At 38.9% G+C, this 20,932-nt stretch carries 19 protein-coding genes; 8 read left to right on the plus strand and 11 right to left on the minus strand.

Annotated elements, in window-relative coordinates; genetic code table 11:
• Positions 1-2 precede the first annotated feature (2 nt).
• The 4 genes from TW85_RS15485 to gcvT form a co-directional block, all read right to left on the minus strand.
• Entirely contained in the window at positions 3-725 is a 723-nt protein-coding gene (locus TW85_RS15485; RefSeq protein WP_046018028.1) for a flagellar brake protein, read from the minus strand.
• A 39-nt stretch (positions 726-764) separates the two neighbouring features.
• Positions 765-1,901, minus strand: coding sequence for a 4-phosphoerythronate dehydrogenase (locus tag TW85_RS15490; RefSeq protein WP_046018091.1), 1,137 nt, complete (start codon positions 1,899-1,901; stop codon positions 765-767).
• A 52-nt stretch (positions 1,902-1,953) separates the two neighbouring features.
• Complete coding sequence (locus TW85_RS15495; RefSeq protein WP_238326229.1) at positions 1,954-2,532, minus strand: elongation factor P hydroxylase; 579 nt, start codon at positions 2,530-2,532, stop codon at positions 1,954-1,956.
• Between the two features lie 271 nt (positions 2,533-2,803).
• Positions 2,804-3,940: a glycine cleavage system aminomethyltransferase GcvT gene (gene gcvT / locus TW85_RS15500; protein WP_272947168.1), complete on the minus strand. Its 1,137-nt coding sequence runs from the start codon at positions 3,938-3,940 to the stop codon at positions 2,804-2,806.
• A gap of 328 nt (positions 3,941-4,268) precedes the next feature.
• On the opposite strand from gcvT, the gene glyA reads away from it, so the two are divergent.
• The 5 genes from glyA to nhaD all read left to right on the plus strand — a co-directional run bounded on the left by glyA (position 4,269) and on the right by nhaD (position 11,736).
• Positions 4,269-5,546, plus strand: a complete 1,278-nt coding sequence (glyA, locus tag TW85_RS15505; protein ID WP_046018030.1) for a serine hydroxymethyltransferase — start codon at positions 4,269-4,271, stop codon at positions 5,544-5,546.
• Positions 5,547-5,613: 67 nt separating this feature from the next.
• Positions 5,614-5,997, plus strand: a complete 384-nt coding sequence (gcvH, locus tag TW85_RS15510) for a glycine cleavage system protein GcvH (protein ID WP_046018031.1) — start codon at positions 5,614-5,616, stop codon at positions 5,995-5,997.
• Positions 5,998-6,100: 103 nt separating this feature from the next.
• The gene (gcvP, locus tag TW85_RS15515; protein WP_046018032.1) at positions 6,101-8,977 is read left to right on the plus strand and encodes an aminomethyl-transferring glycine dehydrogenase; all 2,877 of its coding nucleotides are present in this window, start codon (positions 6,101-6,103) and stop codon (positions 8,975-8,977) included.
• Between the two features lie 375 nt (positions 8,978-9,352).
• Positions 9,353-10,123 (plus strand): transporter substrate-binding domain-containing protein, encoded by a 771-nt coding sequence (locus TW85_RS15520; protein ID WP_046018033.1) that lies wholly within the window; start codon positions 9,353-9,355, stop codon positions 10,121-10,123.
• A 374-nt stretch (positions 10,124-10,497) separates the two neighbouring features.
• On the plus strand, positions 10,498-11,736 hold the full coding sequence (gene nhaD, locus TW85_RS15525) for a sodium:proton antiporter NhaD (protein WP_046018034.1): 1,239 nt from the start codon (positions 10,498-10,500) through the stop codon (positions 11,734-11,736).
• A 95-nt stretch (positions 11,737-11,831) separates the two neighbouring features.
• Here nhaD and TW85_RS25560 read toward each other — a convergent pair whose 3' ends face one another.
• Positions 11,832-12,254 carry a BLUF domain-containing protein gene (locus tag TW85_RS25560; RefSeq protein WP_052702235.1) on the minus strand — a complete coding sequence of 141 codons (423 nt, stop codon included), beginning with the start codon at positions 12,252-12,254 and terminating at the stop codon, positions 11,832-11,834.
• A 243-nt stretch (positions 12,255-12,497) separates the two neighbouring features.
• Positions 12,498-12,917: a BLUF domain-containing protein gene (locus TW85_RS15535; RefSeq protein WP_052702236.1), complete on the minus strand. Its 420-nt coding sequence runs from the start codon at positions 12,915-12,917 to the stop codon at positions 12,498-12,500.
• Positions 12,918-13,339: 422 nt separating this feature from the next.
• On the opposite strand from TW85_RS15535, the gene TW85_RS15540 reads away from it, so the two are divergent.
• Together TW85_RS15540 and TW85_RS15545 are read left to right on the plus strand one after the other, a co-directional pair.
• Positions 13,340-13,891, plus strand: a complete 552-nt coding sequence (locus TW85_RS15540) for a cytochrome b (protein ID WP_046018035.1) — start codon at positions 13,340-13,342, stop codon at positions 13,889-13,891.
• Between the two features lie 15 nt (positions 13,892-13,906).
• A complete protein-coding gene (locus TW85_RS15545) occupies positions 13,907-14,479 on the plus strand; it encodes a YceI family protein (protein ID WP_046018036.1) in 573 nt (190 codons plus the stop codon).
• A 71-nt stretch (positions 14,480-14,550) separates the two neighbouring features.
• On the opposite strand, the gene TW85_RS15550 is transcribed toward TW85_RS15545, so the two are convergent.
• The 4 genes from TW85_RS15550 to TW85_RS25570 all read right to left on the minus strand — a co-directional run bounded on the left by TW85_RS15550 (position 14,551) and on the right by TW85_RS25570 (position 17,786).
• Positions 14,551-15,141 (minus strand): GNAT family protein, encoded by a 591-nt coding sequence (locus TW85_RS15550; RefSeq protein ID WP_162197505.1) that lies wholly within the window; start codon positions 15,139-15,141, stop codon positions 14,551-14,553.
• A gap of 135 nt (positions 15,142-15,276) precedes the next feature.
• Positions 15,277-15,456 (minus strand): hypothetical protein, encoded by a 180-nt coding sequence (locus TW85_RS25565; protein WP_052702237.1) that lies wholly within the window; start codon positions 15,454-15,456, stop codon positions 15,277-15,279.
• A 178-nt stretch (positions 15,457-15,634) separates the two neighbouring features.
• Positions 15,635-16,504 (minus strand): SDR family NAD(P)-dependent oxidoreductase, encoded by an 870-nt coding sequence (locus TW85_RS15560; protein WP_084616349.1) that lies wholly within the window; start codon positions 16,502-16,504, stop codon positions 15,635-15,637.
• 121 nt (positions 16,505-16,625) lie between these two features.
• Entirely contained in the window at positions 16,626-17,786 is a 1,161-nt protein-coding gene (locus TW85_RS25570) for a YHYH protein (RefSeq protein ID WP_052702238.1), read from the minus strand.
• A gap of 487 nt (positions 17,787-18,273) precedes the next feature.
• Here TW85_RS25570 and TW85_RS15570 point away from each other — a divergent pair, with 487 nt between their 5' ends.
• Positions 18,274-19,887: a methyl-accepting chemotaxis protein gene (locus tag TW85_RS15570; RefSeq protein ID WP_046018038.1), complete on the plus strand. Its 1,614-nt coding sequence runs from the start codon at positions 18,274-18,276 to the stop codon at positions 19,885-19,887.
• A gap of 64 nt (positions 19,888-19,951) precedes the next feature.
• On the opposite strand, the gene TW85_RS15575 is transcribed toward TW85_RS15570, so the two are convergent.
• Positions 19,952-20,812: a sterol desaturase family protein gene (locus TW85_RS15575; protein WP_046018039.1), complete on the minus strand. Its 861-nt coding sequence runs from the start codon at positions 20,810-20,812 to the stop codon at positions 19,952-19,954.
• Positions 20,813-20,932: the final 120 nt, after the last annotated feature.

The following is a 20,932-nucleotide window of genomic DNA, read 5'->3' on the forward strand; positions in this document are numbered from 1 at the left end:
GATTATACTTTTTGCATCAAGCGGCGCTCCAGAATAAAGGCAGTAAGCAGAATCTTTTTCTCCTTACTTAAGTCAATAAACTTAAAGCCATATACATATAAAAAATCTGCGCCCATCTTACTAATAAAGGCATTATCCTGCATTGAAGATTCAACCTGTTCGCGCATTTGAACTTCTTGCGTACGGATTTCACATTTGATTTTAAGAACCTGGTTAAATCCAGCAACATTTAAGTTCAATGCTAGGTTAAGCACATTACCCTCATGGCCAAAATCATTCTTTGAGATCAGCTTACATCCACCCAAACTTAAATCAACTAAGAAGCCTGAGTCTATGAAGCCAATTGATTCTGGATCATTTACGGGCTCAACAGCCGATATCAAACGTGTTTCAACACGAACTGATTGTCGAACAACTGAAGTCTCTACAAATTCAGGATAGCTCAAATGCAAATGCGGTACAGGCTCAAGATAGCTTTTTGCAATTTTCGCTGAAAAGGCACAAACGGCCGTATCAAGCATAAGCCTTGCCATTACTAATTGATTATCACGAACCAAGATATTTTTACCATTAACCATAGGACAACTTACGATTAAAGAGCGGCGCGGAATATAACCAATAATTTTAACAGTATATCTTGCAGCAGACGGTACGAACTCAAGCTGCAAATTTGCACCCAGTGAGATCTCAAGCTCATCTAAACTCACCTGTTCAACGTCTGCCATTTCTACCTCTTATTATCATAATTATTTTAGATCCACCTATTACTTATGCGCTTCAAAGCCAGCGGCTATTAAATCATTATAATCAACGCCTACCTTACAGGTAGAAAATTCATCTCTTTCTACATAGTGCTTTCTCAACAAATCAAACTCTTTAGCAAGATCACCTTTCAATAATTTACGTCGTGTTTTAGCATCATCCGCCGCTGGGTTATAAATAGCATGACACGCCTTTGCTAGAACACTGTGACGATCAAAAGCAACATTTGGTTCAATAAATGAAATTGCGCCTTGGGTGAGCGCTGTTGTCTCATCATGCTTAGCAACAAGGTTGAAGTGTTTACAAAAGGCCTGATAAACCATCAAACTCCCCTTTTCACGCCCTTGTAAACTATAGCCAGCAATATGAGGTGTACCAACATCCGCCAAACTCAACAAATCAAGGTTTACATTGGGTTCATCAGCCCACACATCTAAAATTAGATTTAGTTTACCAGACAGTTGATGATACCTTTCCATCAAAGCGACTTCGTTTATCACCCCTCCTCTACCTGCGGAAATAATACTCGCATTTGGTTTTAACTGATCCAACAGAGGTTTAGAGATCATATTTTGCGTTGGATATGCACCAACCTTTGTAAGTGGCGCATGTAAACATATGATATCGCAGGACATAATATCCTCGATATCAACAAAATTAACAGTTTTATCTTGCCAGTACGCTAATTGACATTGAAAAGGATCATATACTGAAATATCACACCCTAAACCTGCCAAGCGCTTATGCACTCTTTGCCCAACATTTCCAAAACCAACTACGCCAATTTTGGCATCCAACCAAGCAACATTTTTTTGTAAATACAAATACCCTAAGCTACTAATCACATAGTCTGAGACTGCATCAGCATTACAGCCTGGCGCACTCGCAAAACCTATATCTGATGCTTCCAGATAAGCTTGATCAATATGATCCACTCCAATGGTTGCTGTACCAACAAACTTGACGGGGGTGTCTTGAAGTAGGCTCTCATTAACCTTAGTTACAGATCTCACCAATAATGCATCAGCATCAAGTAACTGAGCTTGTGTCAGGTTACGACCGTTGACATAAGAGATCTCGGCAATATCAGCAAACAGATCTGCCACTTTTGGCATATTTTCATCAACAACTATCTTCAATGTCATTCTCAATATATTTAAAAAGAAATAAAATTTTTATTACTAAGCAAAATTACACAGCTGTTGCTAAGTGTTTAAACAAATCAGAGGTATCATTAAAGCTCACACCTCTAAACCTAAACAGAGATCGAATAAAACTTACAGCTCTTACAGGGAGCAGCTCTCCTGAGCCTTCATCCAAAAAGCGTTCTACTTGCTTTTTCACAGCGACTTCAAATGGTGCAGAGTCATAATCGGGCAAAGCAAGGTTATCAACACTGACACGAAACTTTAACCCTGCTGCAAAATGCAAAAGCAACTCAATCGATTGAGGTTTAACTTCCACCTGCTCAAATTTTTTCTGCTGCGCAAGGTCTCGACCATCCGTTTCATACCAATAACCGTAATCTTCAAGTAGTCGTCGAGATTCACCAGCCACAACCCAATGACTAATTTCATGCAGTGCACTTGAAACATAATCATCACGGAAAAGCACTTTTGCAGGAGAATTTGATGCAGCAGGCAAATAAAGTGGCTCATCAAAACCACCTTCAAGCACGGTATTAAATCCTTCTTGAAAGGTTTCATTAAAGATAGCCTGTACAGAAACCGAACATATAGGTTTTATATCTTTAAATTTGGGCTGCAACAAAAAACTTAACCTCTATCTTATTAAGCCTGACAGCAACTCATAGAAGTATCTAGGCATTAAAAACGAATTCATCATTCATACTGGGTGCGGAATTTTAGCCTGAATCAAGCTAAAGGTTAAAGAAAACAAATGAATAAGAGTTCAATAGTAGAGATTTATCAAACTCAAAACTAAAACACCCGCACAAGGCGGGTGTTTCAGAGAGAGAGCAAATGAGTCAGGTTAGCTCACCCACCTCTACTTTTGCACTAAAGTAAGACTAACCTATTGATTAGCCACGATAGTAACGCGCTGTAACAAATGGCATTGCGGCTTTTTCTAAAGCAACCTTTTTACCACGTACAAGAGCAAAAACATTTTCTAGGTCAGCATCTGTAGAAACATACGCCATCAGAATAGGCACAGATAAGCTAGGTGCAAAACCACCACTTGTTACAACACCAACGACCTTATCATCAGCATCGACGACTTCAACACCTTCACGCACTGGTGCTTTACCTTGTGCAATAAAACCAAGACGCTTACGGCTGACTTGAACTTTATTAGTAGCCTGTGGAAGTTGTGGCAAGATAACACTATCACCGGCAAAGCCACCTTCACGCTCACCAGCTTCACGACGAACTTTTTGTACAGCCCAAGTCAAAGCTGCTTCTGAAGGGGTAGTTGTTGTATCAATATCGTGTCCGTAAAGGCAAAGACCCGCTTCTAAACGTAAAGAATCACGTGCACCTAAACCAATCCATTCAACTTCTTCTTGAGCCAATAATGCATTTGCAAACTCTTCAGCAACATCATTAGAAACAGATACTTCATATCCATCTTCACCAGTGTAGCCAGAACAACTTACCCATAACTCATTTCCATTCCAGTCAAACTTCAAGCTCTGCATGAAGATCATATCTGCAACTTCAGGCACTAAGCGAGCCATTGCAGCACGTGCTTTTGGCCCTTGAATAGCCAATAACGAGCGATCATCAATGATTTTAACTTTATCTTCACCTAACGCATTTTGCATATGAGCAATGTCTTGCTCTTTACAAGCCGCATTGACTACAACAAATACTTGCTCACCCCAGTTAGCGAACATTAAGTCATCTTGAATACCGCCTTCAGCGTTTGTGAATAGACCATATCTTTGAGTACCTTCAGCCAAGCCTTCAACATCAACAGGCATTAAAGCCTCTAGACCTGCTTTAACACCTTCACCGGACAAAATAACTTGCCCCATGTGCGATACATCAAACAAACCGGCATTCTCACGTACCCATAAGTGCTCTTTTTTTACACCTAATGGATACTGAACTGGCATTTCATAGCCTGCAAACTCCACCATACGGGCGTCTGCTGCTAAATGAAGGTTATACAATGCTGTTTTATTCATCTCTACCTCTGGGTTGTTTGTTTCCAATAAGAAACAAGGTAACCCGATAAATACCCTTTTATCAAGTAAAACTTTCTAATCGTAAACTTGTACCTCTTACAATAAAGCCTCTATATATCAGTAGTTATCTTAGCCTGAAACAAGCATTTCTTGCTGAAATAAACTTTTTTTAAAAAAATGTTTCCTATTAGAAACTTTTTTCGTATGATGATTGGCATAGGACGTTAAGCAAACATTCATTGACGCTCATAGAAACATGATGATTTTTCATCGAATTAGACTGCCTAGATGGTATGATGTGGCCCGCCAAATCATGCAATTTTGAGCACAGTTGATAATTAAGAGGAAATTAAACATGGCCAACACCGAAGCTTTTTTCAGCCAATCATTGGCTGAACGCGATTCAGAACTTCTGGCAACATTGAAAGAAGAATTCGTTCGTCAGGAAACCGGTATCGAGCTTATCGCATCTGAGAACATTGTTTCTAAAGCGGTAATGGAAGCACAAGGTTCTGTTCTTACTAATAAGTATGCAGAAGGCTACCCTAACCGTCGCTACTACGGTGGTTGTGAAGTCGTTGATGTAACAGAGCAACTAGCTATTGACCGTGCAAAACAATTGTTCGGTTGTGAATTTGTAAACGTACAGCCTCACTCAGGCGCTCAAGCAAACGGCGCTGTAATGTTAGCCCTACTACAACCGGGCGACACTATCCTAGGCATGTCTCTATCTGCCGGTGGTCACTTGACACACGGTGCGCCGCCAGCGCAATCAGGAAAGTGGTTCAATGCTGTACAGTATGGTGTTTCTGAAGAAACGCTAGACATTGATTATGATCAAGTTGAAGCGATTGCTGTAGAAAGCCAGCCTAAGCTTATCATTGCAGGTGGTTCTGCTATTCCACGTGAAATTGACTTCAAACGTTTCCGTGAAATCGCTGACAAAGTTGGTGCTTACCTAATGGTAGACATGGCTCACATTGCGGGCCTTGTTGCAACAGGTGTTCACCCATCACCACTACCACATGCACATATTGTTACTACGACTACACACAAAACACTTCGTGGTCCTCGTGGTGGCATGATTCTTACTAACGATCTTGATATCGGTAAGAAAATCAACTCTGCTGTATTCCCAGGTTACCAAGGTGGTCCACTAATGCACGTTATCGCTGCTAAAGCGGTTGCATTTGGTGAAGCACTACAACCTGAATTTACCGACTATATTAAACAAGTTGTTGCAAACGCAAAAACACTTGCTGCTGTTATGATCGAACGTGGTTGTGACGTAGTGACTGGCGGTACTGATACTCACCTTATGCTTGTTGACCTTCGCCCTAAAGGCCTTAAAGGTAACGTAGCAGATAAAGCGCTTGAACGTGCTGGTATCACTTGTAACAAAAACGGTATCCCTTTCGACACAGAGAAGCCAATGGTGACTTCTGGTGTTCGTCTAGGTACACCTGCTGCAACCACTCGTGGTTTTGGCACTGAAGAATTCACTAAGATTGGTCACCTAATCAGTGATGTATTTGACGGTTTAGTTGAAAAACCTGAAGGAAATCCTGAAGTGGAAGCACGCGTACGTGCTGAAGTAATGGATCTATGCCAGCGCTTCCCACTTTATCGTTAACCAATAATTTTTGGTCATCAGCTTGGGGTAGCTTATATCCCAAGCTCTAATATAAAGAGGCAATATTATGAGTAACACTCCAGCTAATTTAAAATACGCTGAATCACACGAATGGGTTCTTGATAATGGTGACGGCACAGTTACTGTAGGTATCACAGAACACGCTCAAGACCTTTTAGGTGATGTAGTTTATGTAGAACTACCTGAAATTGGCGCACAAGTTACTGCGACAGAACAATTCTCTTTGATTGAATCTGTAAAAGCAGCCTCTGACATCTATGCTCCAATATCTGGTGAAGTTGTTGAAGTAAACGAAGACCTTGACGACACTCCAGAGCTAATCAATGACGAGCCTTTTGGCGGCGCTTGGATTGCAAAAATCAAACTATCTGATGCATCTGAACTAGCTAACTTGCTAGATGCAGCTGGATACGAAGCAGCTATCGCTTAGTCCAAACTGACGTCCTACTGATTTCGTAAGATCTCTCAGTTGTACACTCCCTGCTCTATTGAGCAGGGCGCCCACTCTTTTAATTTACAAAGGTATCAGTGCCATGACATCGTGCATCCGCGATTTATTAGGTAATGACGAGTTTATTGCGCGCCATATTGGCCCAGACAAAGTCGAACAAGAGAACATGCTGAACACCATCGGCGTGGACAGCTTGGAACACCTAATCGAAAAAACCATCCCTCAAGCTATTCGTTTATCGAATCTTGATATGAGCCAACAGCCTGTTTCTGAAGCCAATGCCCTCAATGAACTAAAAGCTATCGCATCTAAAAATAAGATTGCACGTTCTTTTATTGGCATGGGATATCACGATACATTTGTACCTGCTCCAATTCTTAGAAATCTACTAGAAAACCCAGGTTGGTACACTGCATATACACCTTATCAGCCTGAGATTTCTCAAGGTCGTTTGGAAGCTCTACTTAACTTCCAACAAATGATTATTGATCTAACTGGCATGGAAATCTCTAACGCGTCTTTGTTAGATGAAGCGACTGCAGCTGCAGAAGCCATGACCTTAATGCTTAGATCTAATCGTAAAAAGTCAAACCTATTGTTTGTAGCTGACAACCTATTGCCACAAACCATTGACGTAATTAAAACACGTGCCGACTTATTAGAAATCGACTTCGTTGTTGATGCGCCTGAAAACGTATCAAACCACGACATCTTTGGTGCTATTTTCCAGTACCCAGGTAAAGATGGCGAAGTATCAGACATCTCCACTCTAATTAAAGCATGTCACGAACAAAAAGCGCTTGTAAGTGTTGCTGTTGACCTATTGTCTCTAGTACTACTTAAATCACCTGGTGAACTAGGTGCTGATATTGTTATCGGTTGTGCACAACGTTTCGGCGTTCCTATGGGCTTTGGTGGTCCTCACGCTGCATACCTTGCAACTAAAGATAAATTCAAACGCTCAATGCCTGGCCGTGTTATCGGTGTATCTATTGATAGCCATGGTAACAAAGCTTTGCGTATGGCTATGCAAACTCGCGAGCAACACATTCGCCGCGAGAAAGCGACATCCAACATTTGTACTGCTCAAGCATTACTCGCTATGATGGCAAGCTTCTACGCTGTTTATCACGGTCCTGTTGGTTTACGTCAAATTGCAACACGCGTTGCTAGTTTGACACACTCTTTTGCAAAAACACTAAACCAAAATGGTTTTACAACAAACAGCTCACATTTTGATACTTTAGTTGTTGAAACTGGCAGTAAAACAGATGCTATTTTCCTTGCAGCTCAAAACAAGCTTATCAACTTATGGCGTGCTTCTGATAGCAGCTTGTCGCTATCTGTTAACGAAACGACGTCTTTAACAGACCTCGTTGATCTAGCAGAGTGCTTCGGTGTTGAATTAACTGAAGATTCTCTAGCTGACTCAAGTACAGATTTGGGTATCGATGAAGGCATGCTTCGTACTGATGCAATCCTGTCTCACCCTGTATTTAACAGCCACCACAGTGAAACTGAGTTGATGCGTTATATGCACCAACTTGAGGTTAAAGATATTGCACTTAACCAAAGCATGATCCCTCTGGGTTCTTGTACTATGAAGTTGAATGCGACATCTGAAATGCTACCTGTTACTTGGGCTGAGTTTGGTCGTATTCACCCATTCGCACCTCAAACACAAGTTACTGGCTATAACCAACTACTTGACGAATTGATTGCGATGCTTTCAAAAGCAACTGGTTATGACACAGTATCACTTCAACCTAACTCAGGTGCGCAAGGTGAATATGCTGGTCTAATCGCTATTGAGAAGTACCACAAGTCACTAGGTGAAGGGCACAGAAATATCTGTTTGATCCCTAGCTCTGCACACGGTACAAACCCAGCTTCAGCCGCTCTTGCTGGTATGAAAGTAGTCATCGTTAAGTGTGATGACGAAGGTAACATCGATTTAGAAGATCTAGCAGCTAAAGCCGAGTTACATAAAGATAACCTAAGCTGCATCATGGCAACTTACCCTTCTACTCACGGTGTATTTGAAGAACATATCCGTGAAGTATGTGACACAGTTCATAAATTTGGTGGCCAAGTTTACATTGATGGAGCTAACTTGAATGCAGTCTTGGGTATTGCACCTCCAGGCCAATTTGGTGGTGATGTATCTCACTTGAACCTGCATAAAACATTCTGTATCCCGCACGGTGGTGGTGGTCCAGGTATGGGTCCTATTGGTGTTAAATCTCACCTAGCACCTTTCCTACCAGGTCACTCGGTTAGCCCTGTTGCAGGCGCTAACTCTAATACTGACCAGCAAAATGGCGCAGTATCAGCAGCACCTTACGGTAGTGCAAGCATCTTGGTTATCACTTGGATGTACATCAAAATGATGGGTGATCGTGGTCTTAAAGATGCGACATTCAATGCGATTTTGAACGCTAACTATATTGCTAAGCGTTTAGAAGACCATTACCCAATCTTGTTTACAGGTGTTAATGACACTGTTGCTCACGAATGTATTATCGACATTCGTCCTCTTAAAGAAGAGTCCGGTATCAGTGAAGAAGATATTGCTAAGCGTTTAATGGACTTTGGTTTCCACGCGCCGACTATGTCTTTCCCTGTTGCAGGTACTTTGATGATAGAGCCGACTGAGTCTGAGAACCAAGAAGAAATCGACCGCTTCTGTGATTCTATGATTCAGATACGCAATGAAATGAAGAAGGTTCAAGCAGGTGAATGGCCTCTTGAAGACAACCCTCTTGTTAACGCTCCTCATACAGCGGACGCACTACTAGGTGAAGAATGGCAGCATGCTTACTCTCGTAAGGAAGCAGCTTATCCTCTACCTTGGATTAAAGATCGTAAATACTGGCCTCCTGTAGGTCGAGTAGATAATGTTTACGGCGATCGTAATCTAATCTGCGAGTGCCCGCCAATAGATAGCTACGAAGACTAACAAGTCTTTTGCTAGACGAGCTTGCTTATCCCTTTGCAAGCTCGCACCAAAAAAGCGAGCCACAAGCTCGCTTTTTTTTATTTAATACTTTCTCCTTCATTAACAGCACACAATTTTTCCCTATTATTTAATAAGCATCAAAAATTCGAAAAACACCTTCTCAAATTTATCGTTTAAAAATCAAGCTTCACCTTTTAACACAATATTTTTATACTTATCGAAATTTTCAGCCGTTTACATTTTTTAAAATGAACGTGATTCACATTATTGTTATTTCGTCCTAATATTTATTGTTATATCTGATTAAAACCAGTTTATTACATTTTAGAACATTCAAATAAACACAGAGAATATAAACAATAACCAGGCTTAATAATGCTACAGAAAGCTCTACAACTCATTTTTTTATTCTTTTTATCAAGTTTTACTATTTCAGCCAACGCTGAAACTGAAACGCTCAAGGTTCTTGGCATGAAGAATTACCCTCCTTTTAGTTTTGAGAAAAACGGTAAAATGGTAGGAATTGATAACGAGGTTATGTATGAAATCGGAAAGCGAATTGGGGTAGAGGTTGAAATCGATTATCTACCTTGGAAAAGGCTTTTAGCGAACCTGAAATATGGCAGCACTGATGCCGCATTCGCCTTATTCTTCACTCAAGAAAGAAATCAATTTGCACTATACGCAGATAAAGAGCCCATTCATGATGGCGCATTTTACCTTTATGTTAAAAAAGGCTTTGAGTTCACGTTTGAAGATGTCACAGACCTATATGATAAAAGAATCGGGTTACAACTAGCCTTCTCAGTCTCCGAGGCCTTTGATACTGCAGCGAGTGAGAATAAAATGGATATTTTAAGTGCGTTTAGCAATGTTAATAATATTGAGTTATTGCTCGCAGACCGTATCGACGCTTTCATCGGACACGAGTTGGTAACAGGGTATAACTTACTAAATATGGATGTATTAGACCAGGTCTCAAGGCTTCCCCTCCCTATCAGTGAAAAGAAAGCATTTTTAGTCATTTCTCGAGAATCTAAGACGTTTAGCGACAAGCAGTCACTCATCAATCAGATTAACCAAGCATTAGTCGATATGAAGGCTGATGGAACACATAAGAAAATAGTCGATAAATATTTAAAATAACCCCCAATATGCAGAGGTTTAATTTTTCAATTACGAGTAAATAATTAACATTAGACTTTCTATTTAATATTTAAAACCTCTCCCAGCTAAAATACAAAACCGACAAAAAATTAAAGTAAAAAATACTAAAATCTGACAAAACTTACTTTAAATTTACTTAAATTAAGTCTATTAAAGACCAGCTAATAAAAATAAAATTCCAATATGGTTTTTTAATTACCTTTAATACTGCCTATAACCTCTGGCATTCTCATTTTATGAAATTTAATTACGATATTTTAGTTAAATTTACTTGCCTGAATCTTGTTCAATCCTTTTCATAGGCGTAGACTGCGCGCCAATTACACACATATTTCTTAAGGAATTAAATCTTCATGGTTGCAGTGATAGGTATATTAGCCATTATCGCGTTTTTAATGGTGGTATTAGAGGAAGTAATCCATATAAATAAGGCTAAATCGACCTTATTTATCGGTACTTTATGTTGGATTTTAGCCTATGTATTCCCTATTCATGGTGTGCCTGCACACGAGATAAGCAAGCAGCTCAATGAAAACTTATTAGAAATTGCGACTCTTTGGCTTTTCTTGATGTCAGCAATGACATTCGTAGCCTATCTAAATAGTAAAGGCTTTATATCGAGTCTGGTGCAAAGGTTGCTCCCAGGGGAACTCCATGAAAGAACCTTAATGGTATTATTAGGTTGTTTCGCTTTTATCTTTTCATCATTTGCAGACAATGTTACAGCAACACTGGTTTCCCTAGCGGTGATCACCAGCTTAAAAATTGAAGCACGAAAGCGTCTTAAATACGCAACCTTAATTATTTTCGCTGTAAATAGTGGTGGTGTATCCTTAATCACAGGTGATGTAACCACCCTAATGATATTTTTAGCAGGTAAAGTCAGTATTCCTAACTTATTACTATTAGTTGGGCCATCTCTATGTGGTGTCATAGTACTTGCCGCTATGATGTCTGTTCGTATGAGAGGTCGTGTGAGCTTTTCAGCAGAAACTAAACCTATTGAAAAAACAGATATCATTATTTCAATTATTTTCTTAGCAACGATTCTTTCCACTTTGCTACTAAATGCGTTTTTCCAAGTACCGCCTGTGCTTACTTTCATGTTTGGCTTAAGCTGCATGTTTCTCGTTGCTCAATACCTTTTGCGTAAAACAGATAGAAGCATACTTAACTATATTCGAGAAATTGAATTTGATACCTTACTTTTCTTCGTAGGCATTTTATTGATCGTCGGTATTTTAAAAGAGATTAAGCTACTAGATTATTTAACGAGCCTGTACGACTTTATGCCTGTTGAGTACGCAAACTTCCTACTAGGGATCTCATCAGCCTTAATTGACAATGTGCCTTTAACTGCAGCCGTTTTAAAAGCGAATGTTGAGATGAACATGGCGTCTTGGTTATCCATGACGTATGCAACGGGAGTTGGTGGCTCTATGTTAGTGATCGGCTCCGCAGCAGGAATAATAGCCATGAGCAAAGTAAAAGAACTTAACTTTATAAGCTATTTATCTATGTTTGGCTATTTGCTAGTAGCTTACTCTGTAGGTTACTGGTTAAGCTATTTCTTAGCAGTAAGGATGTTATAAGCATAAGTATGCTATTAAGGTGATGCCAATGATGGTATCACCTTAATAAGCGTCAATAATTTTTGGATTAAATACTAAAAAGACAATACTGAAAGTTAATATAAAGAGTCTCTTAATGAGAGAAACATTTTTTTTCCTTGGTTTGGATTTTTCTTAATAACTTTTTGTATAGGGAGTTCATTTACTAACGCTTTTCCATTATAGAGATACTCTTTAAGGTGTTGCTCATTAAGCATCACAACTTCCATTGACCAATCCTTAAATGCTCTTTCTGTTATTTGGCCAGAGTAGAATATTTCAACCAGCATATGCCTAGGATCATTACGAATTTTCTCATAGAGGCTTTCAATTGCTTCTTGTTCACCTTCTATTAATTGCATTATTTCTCTGTCGTAATAGACCAACATTCCAGTAATATTCTTAGATGCATTATTTCTTTGGGCTTCTAGCTGTATTTCTAACAAGCCTTCTTCAGATAACCCTTCGGGCGATACACTGGTGTATAAAAGTTCAAACATGCTAAATCCTTTTATCTTTGTAACACTTAATTCGTAAAGTACAACATAAAAGAGTCTAGCTTAATTTATTAGCTACGCTAGTGAAGGCCGCAGTGAAGTCATTAATTAAACTTTTAAAGTGTGAACATGTAAAATAAGAAAGAGTTTTATTAAGCCACTACATATCCCACTCATTCATTCTCATACCAAAATAACAGTAATAATTTAAGAGGATGAATCAGATCAGCAAAGATATTAAAGTAGTTACAACGTATCTCTAAGTGTTAAAAAAATTTTCTTACCTTGGTTAGGGTTACTTTTAACCATATGCTGCAGTGGATTCTCTGGCACTAGTTCATGATCACTATAAAGGTATTTTTTAAGTTTCTGCTCATCTAAGATAACGCTTTCCATACTCCAGTTATTAAAGGCTCTTTCTTTAATCTCTCCACTGTAAAACACTTCAACCAATGAGTGCCTTTCATCTCGGCTGATTTTTTTATACAGAGATTCAACTGCTAGCTTATCGCCTTCTAAAATTTGCATAATTTCACAATCATAGTAAACCAGCATACCTGTGACCCCCATTGCACTATTATTCTTTTTTGCGTCAGTCATAATGTCTAATAGCGCATCTTCGGTTAATTTTTTTCGTGCAACACTCGTGTATAAAAGCTCATACATAAATCTATCCTTTTCTCGATATAGTGATAACGCATCGCTTTGAAAGCCTTCCCTTCCTCCAATGAGATAAATAAAGGGTAAAATGGCTCAAAAGTAATTTATTCTGAAACTAAAACCTCATTAAATTAGAAAAAACTTATTTAAGATTACTATCAATTTCTTTAAATAAAACTGCTAAAAATCGGGTTTTCTTTTGTTTTTATCTTTTTATTTCCTTAATTGTGTGAAGATTTTTAGATAATTCAGTTAATTAGCCTATATATGGAAACAATGAATTTTCAAATACCCTGTTAATGAAGAATAAAATTAGCGATATGATAATTTTAGTTTTTTTGAACCATATTAAGTAAAGCATGTCTTCTAAGATCTGCTTTAATAGTTAGAGACACAAATAAGCAAGAAACCATCTTGCGGAGAAAGACATGAAAAACACAGAACATCATTATGGCTGGTTTGCTATCGGAGCACATTGGATAGCCGCTATCATGATTATTGGACTATTTGGACTTGGGTTCTGGATGGTTGATTTGAGTTACTATGACCCTTGGTATAAAACAGGGCCAGATTTACACAGAAGTATTGGTATTATTTTATTCGCCTTAATGTCGATACGACTAATATGGAAATTAGTACAGGTTCAACCAAAACCATTAGAGCACTATACCAAAATTGAACGTACGCTCGGTCACCTAGTACACCAACTATTATACCTTCTTACCTTTGGCATCATGATAAGTGGCTACCTTATTTCCACTGCTGATGGTCGAGGCATAGATGTTTTCGAACTTTTTCAGGTACCAAGCTTAGGAGAGCTTTTTGCCGATCAAGAAGATATTTCTGGCCTAATACATGAGTATGCGGCTTACACACTTGTTGGGGCTGTTGCTTTGCACGTTCTCGGCGCTTTTAAACATCACTTTATTGATAAAGACATTACCCTCAAACGTATGTTGGGTTATCGCAAACAAAAATAAACCTAGAGGATTACAATGAAAAAATTACTACTTGTTTCTGCACTAACTGGTGCAATGTTGGCTCCAATTGCTAACGCTGCTGATTATGTTATTGACACTAAAGGTGCTCACGCTTTTATTAACTTTAAAATCAAACACCTTGGTTATAGCTGGCTAACTGGCCGTTTTGATGACTTTAAAGGTGATTTCACTTATGACGAAAACAACGTAAGTGCATCAAAAGTAAGTGTTGTCGTTGATACAACTAGCTTTAACTCAAACCACGCAGAACGTGATAAGCACATTCGTAGCGACGACTTTTTAGACACAAGTAAGTTTGGTACAGCTACTTTCGAAAGTACATCTTTCAAAGACTTAGGTAACAACGAGATCGAAGTTAAAGGTTCATTAACACTTCACGGTGTAACAAAAGAAATCACCATCGACGCTGAAAAAATTGGTGAAGGTAAAGATCCATGGGGCGGTTACCGTGCTGGTTTTAGCGGCACAACACGCGTTGGTCTAAAAGAGTTTGGTATGCAAGAAATTCTAGGGCCACAATCTACTCACGTAGAGCTTGAGCTTCATATTGAAGGTATTCGTCAGTAATAGTTTGAATACGATTTAATTGAATAAAAAAACGAGCTCAGGCTCGTTTTTTTATGTCTGGTATAATGTGACTAAACACAATAATTATCGATGGAAAATATACCCTTTTTCCAGTCTTCTTTTAATAAGGAGAATAACCTTACCGTTTGATATTCACCTTTCCAAAAACCGTACTCCTTTAATATGCCTTCTTGCTGAAAGCCTAATTTTTGTAATAAAGAAATAGAAGCAAAATTAGAAAGATGTGTTATTGCCGTGATGCGATTAAGTTTAATGGGAAAATTCTGCTCATAACAGGTTTTCATCAAGAGGTTTATCGCTTCACTTGCTAAGCCTTTCCCCCAATAGTCGGGATGAAGCTCATAACCAATCTCCAAGGAATGAAATTTGGCATTCACACAATGCACACCACAGCTACCAATTAAGGTACAAGGGTCCTCAATAAGGGTAATGGCCCATCGAAAACCATGGATACCTTTATCCTTATATAGAGATATATTCCAATCCAACCAGCGCTCCGCTTGTTGCCTTGATGTAAAAGAATCACAATCATACAGCGCAGTAACTCTATCATTCGAGAAAATATCATAAATTTGCTCAATATCTGCACGCCTTATTTTGCGTAACAAAAGTCGAGAGCTCGTTATAATACCGTCTTCCATCATATGAGATTATCTCATTCAGATTGAGTTAACTCATAGGATAGCTCAGAAGCCAGCATAACTAGGCTTAATTCACATAAATCAATTTCATTAGATAAAATAGCTCTAATGGCTGATAAGCCAATATGTCAGAAACTAGTCTCTATTTTGCTTTTGCACATAAGACATGGCTTTCATTAAAAATTTCTCTGCTTGTTTAGCGCCCGCTAGATACTCTTCTTGTTTGCCAGAATCAATCAGTTCAGACCAATTAATTTTTACTTGCTCTGGTGTTTGCTCTTCAGGTGCTAAGAATATTCCCTCAGTCTCAAGCAACCTAGTATTGGAATAACCACCAGCTCCCGCACATAATATAAAGCGGTTTGGTGCATCTTGATGACAAAGAGTTAAAGCTCCAGCGGTTACAGCGTCTAGGGAACCTGCGAATAAGTCCTCCCGCCTCAGCGTGTGGATAAAAACGCCTAGATTTATGGCGAGGGGCGTAACTTAATAGTTATTCTATTGATAAGGCCCTCAACTTAAAGATAGGGCTTTTAGACCACGCCCTTTGGGTCTTTGAAGAATACCTAAACGGCATTTCAGAAAAAGCGCCACCCTGTGTTGTCCCTTTTCGAAAGGTACCTACAGCTCTTATCAGAAAAAAGTGGCAAAGTGACGCCTTGCTTGACGCTTTTTCTGAAAAGACTGAGAAGAGGTGACTTAATCGCAGGCTCCCTTGCCTTAGCATATCTAACACTGACTGAGGCAATAAATCTTGCGTCATTCGTGTTGCAGCAGTTGGAGCCAAGGCATTAACCAAAATATTATGCTTCTTACCTTCTATAACGAGTGTATTCATTAACCCTAATACTGCCATCTTTGCAGCACCATAGTTTGACTGGCCAAAATTGCCATACATGCCACTTGACGATGTGGTCATCATAATACGACCGTAGTTTTGCGCTTGCATATGCGGCCAAACAGACTTGCAGCAATTTACGGAGCCCATTAGATGAACATCTATCACTTTTCTGAAATCGTCTAGATCCATTTTACTAAAAGATTTGTCTCTTAAAATTCCGGCATTATTAATCAGTATGTCTACCCTGCCCCAGCGTTCGATAGTTTGCTGAACCATGTTTTCTACTTCTTCAAAATTAGTCACATCAGCACCATGAGCAAAGGCCTCCCCACCTAATGCATGTATCTCTTCGACAACATCAAGTGCAGCTTTGCTAGAGGCGCCATTTCCATCCCTAGCACCACCGACATCATTAACAACAACTTTGGCACCACGTTGTGCTAATGCTAATGCATGAGATCGGCCTAAGCCGTTACCTGCTCCGGTTATAATCGCAACCTGTGAAGTAAAAGATAAAGTCATAGTGATTCCTTGCTTGAGAATAATTTGGTCATAAAAAAGACCCTTTGTGTTTCACAAAGAGTCTATATCAAAGCAGAAAGGAGATTAATGCCTCTTCAGTTATATGGCATATCAGTATGATTTAATTAGAAAATTCTAAAAATCCATTATTCTTTAGGGCGATAAAGTCACTTGCGCACCCTTTCACCTCACTATCAAACATACTAGTACGACCTCTAGCTTTTGCTTTTCTTGTTTCGGTAAATTGGCCATAACAACTCGTACTACAATAGAAAATACTTCCTTCTAATTGCTTAACTCTCTGTACTCCGCCATTAGCCTTTAAAATCTGTTCATCTGATAAAGTGCCTGACATGATGTAACAAGTTTTCCCTTTCGATTCTATTTGCTGATAGTCAGTAACCGCTAATTTAACTGGCATACCCTGTATTTCTTTACCCTTTGAGTCTTTTCTATGTACCCACTTATCTCGCGCAAATCTCTGCTCTTTCCCTTTCAAGCAATCCAAAATGGCATAGTCCCCTTGACTCTCAATATTATAAAAATACTGACCACTTACATCAGTCGCGCCACGGCACTCATCGAGCTTAGCTTCTATATCATTGCTTTTATCAAACCAGCCTAAAGCCAAAATTGGAAAGCCATCGGCAGCATAACCAACAGGCTGTTTTCTTTCATCAATGGCTTTTTCACCTAACTCATTAATCAAACATTTAGGTGCAATATGATAATGATAGTCATCACCCCGGCCCGCATGACCGCCACATTCATCTAATTCTCCTGCTGTTGCAGCGCTTACAGGCTTACCTGAGGATTGTTTGGGCCCCTGTGTACTTGGGTCAAAAATAGGTACACCATTTACAGCAATACCAACAGCACCCGGTTCTGTTTGAGTTACTCTAGACGCTTGCAGAGGGTTAAGTGGCAATCGGATTTCCATATTATGTTTACTAGGAAACTGTTGGTTATTACCTGTAATTCCAATCATAAGTGTATGGCTTTCATCAGGTAGGCTATGTGACTTAAATGAGAAGCTCGAACCAGAGCAAGTTAAATCACTTACCTCGTCCGTATAACAGGCCTGATCACATTTACAGTCAGCTATTTTTTCATCGATAGTATGTGCCACAACATAGGTCGATGTAGCTAACAAGTAGCCGACAAAAGCCATTACGATAGAATTGTATTTTATATTCATTGTTACTCTTCCTTCATTCACATAACCCAAGCCATCAGTATAAAGATACTTAATGTGCCCGCTAGCCAACTTAGCTAAATCCACTGCTTCTCCATGATTAACTTAGCCTATTTCTTGCCTTATTATTCTTAATCAAACACAGGGCTAATTGATGAAGAAGTGAATGAAACCTCAGCTGAGTAATTAAATGCTATTTAAAACATAAAATGACTGGCATAAAGGCTTAAAGAAAACTAAGTTTTATGCTGCAAAGAAAGAAACTTAAAGTAAAATTTTTACTTACATTTGCGACATGATAAAGCACCAGCAGGATATAGATCACATTAAAACTTAGTGAGCTAACTCGTTAGAACATAAGGTTTAAATTGTATTCTCAGATACCATTGTTAGCGTTTTCTGTTAAGCTGCTATTACGTCATTTTGTTGAGTTAGTGTCTTTCTCCTATCACTTTCATTTTGCAAGGAAAGAAAGATCAAGTAGGTATTTTTTATCAAAGAAGTTTAATGAACTCTCTTTAATCAAAAATGTCCTATCAGCAATAAAATTTTCATCAGTTTGGATAGTTTTCTTATGTCTTTAAAGTCTATTAGAGTAAAAAGCTCAATCCCCGTTTTTATCCTCGCCATGACCTTTATACTTGCTCTGTTTATGTTTGATCGATTAATCGTCATGGAAGAAACGGCATTAGAAGAACAATCAGGTCGATACCAAAGCGCTATTTCAAGTGTGCTAAAAGCAGACAGTAATCTTTATCAGGCCAAAGTAGCCGAACTTAATTTATTAAGCCAAATTGGTGATGTACCAACACAACACAAAATACATGCAGACAAGGTTAAAGAAGCTACTGCTAGAATCGATGAATACCTAGGTCATATGTCAGTCAATCCACAGATTCAAAAAGACTTCGGTGACCTGAATGATCAATTAGAAGCTTGGCATCAAGCAACCAACAAACTGATTAAATCAGGCAAATATGACCCTAACTATCAGGCTCTTGAAGCTGAAGCTGAACAATTATTTGATCATATCCGTACTCGTTTAAAAATGGCAGGTGACCAAGCCATTGCAACCGCTCAGGCGTCACGTGAGAAAGTACTATCTGACGTACTTGAATTTGGTAACTTCACGTTTGCGATCCTTGCTGTTGCTAGCTTAATTGTTATCTTCATCAGCTACACCATGCCAAAACGTTTAACTCATAACATCAATAGTCTAACTCAACGTATCCGTGAAATTGCTGAAGGTGATGGTGATTTAACAGCACGAATTGAGCCAAATAGTAATGATGAAATTGGCGACCTTGCCCATGAATTCAATAACTTTGTAGATAAACTGCAAAAGTTAATTGCCACAGTACAAACTCAATCAGTCGCTTTAGGAAGTGTTACAGGTCACCTTATTGAGAGTGCGAAACAAACAGAGTCTATTACTCAAGCTTTGGGTCAGGCATCAGATTCAACAGTGAATGCTGGCCATGAGATGAATAGCTCCAACCAAGAAATGGCAAGTATGGCTGAAGAAACCTCTTCTGAAGCACGTCATTCAGATGAAATGACACACCAAGGTATCAATGCGGTTAAAGCGTCACATACTGCGATAAATGAGCTAGTGACTGACATTGATGGCGCCTTGAATCAATCTCAATTATTAGAGCAAAGCTCTGAGAATATCGCCAATGTGCTTGAAGTAATCAGAACCATAGCAGAGCAAACTAACCTACTGGCATTGAACGCAGCAATCGAAGCGGCACGTGCTGGTGAACAAGGTCGCGGTTTTGCAGTTGTTGCAGACGAAGTACGTACACTAGCAACACGTACTCAAGATAGTACCAATGATATTCAAGACATGATTGAACAACTAAAATCCAATGTCGGTCATGCTTCCTCGGCCATCATACGCAGTAAAGAAAGAGCAGATGAAACCGTTAGTCATATCGATCAGGTAAATACCATTTTTACCGAGCTACAAGAATCCTTTGCTAAAGTTCAAAAGATGTCATCTCAGACAGCCAAAGCAACTCAAGAGCAATCCAATGTATCCAACATGATAAGCCAGAGCATGTCTTCTCTTAATGAACAGACCAATGCCGCTAAGAATGTTGTAGATGCAAGCCGTAAACAAGCGGATGAAGTGGATCATTTGTATCAAGCACTTGATCAAGTTGTTGGCCGCTTTAAAGTTTAGCAGCCTGATTTGAAGCAAAAAAAACAGCCCCAGTGGCTGTTTTTTGTTTTTAATAAAAAATCAATTATTCAAAAGCTTCTGATTTAACATTCGTTTGATCTTTTTTCTCATGACTAACAGAGCTTGTCGGATAACCAAATAAGACCTTAATTTTCGCTTTCAGGCCTTTTGCACTAAGAGTCGCCTTTATCATATAAAGCCATTGATGAAAGCTTATCGTGATTGGGTTGTAAGTATCAATTTGACCAACAATGCCATAACGACAAGGTTTATCATCTTGCTCCTCAGCATAAGTGCCAAACATTCTGTCCCAAATGACCAACACACCAGCAAAGTTCTTGTCCAAATAGCCAGGGTTAACAGCATGATGCACTCGGTGAATCGACGGCGTGTTAAACACCTTCTCTAACATACCTAACTTGCCAATAATCTTGGTATGAACAAAAAACTGAAAAGCTAAGTTAAGCGCCACAACGGTGAAGACGATTTTTGGATCAAAACCAATTAAGATCATTGGCATCCAAAATAACCACATACCTGTTATCGGATACATGATACTTTGTCTAAATGCAGTAGAAAAGTTCATTTCTGTGGAACTATGGTGGACCACATGAGCCGACCAAAGCCAATGAATATGATGAGATGCTCGATGAAACCAGTAGTACAAAAAGTCTTGCAGCAAGAAAGCAAAAAATAGACTAAGAAAGCTCAGTTCAATATCGAGTAATCTAAACTCATATAGCCAATAAAAAATGGGCATTAAAAATAGTAAAGCAATCGCATCAGCACCTTGGTGCATTAACGCCAGAGCCGTATTTGCCAGACTATCTTTAATCACATAATTCTGGCGATGCTTCAAAAACTCATAGGCAATAAAGATTAAAAATATCGGGCTTAAAGCAATTAATATAATTTCAACATCCATGGTTTAGACCTATTCTCGTTATTTTATGAAATGCTAATTAACATTCATCATACACAAGCGATAAGACATAACCAATAAACATAATAAAAGTCTGTTTATACCTATTACTAATACCAGACA

This window comes from Marinomonas sp. S3726 (assembly GCF_000967665.1).
Classification (GTDB): domain Bacteria; phylum Pseudomonadota; class Gammaproteobacteria; order Pseudomonadales; family Marinomonadaceae; genus Marinomonas.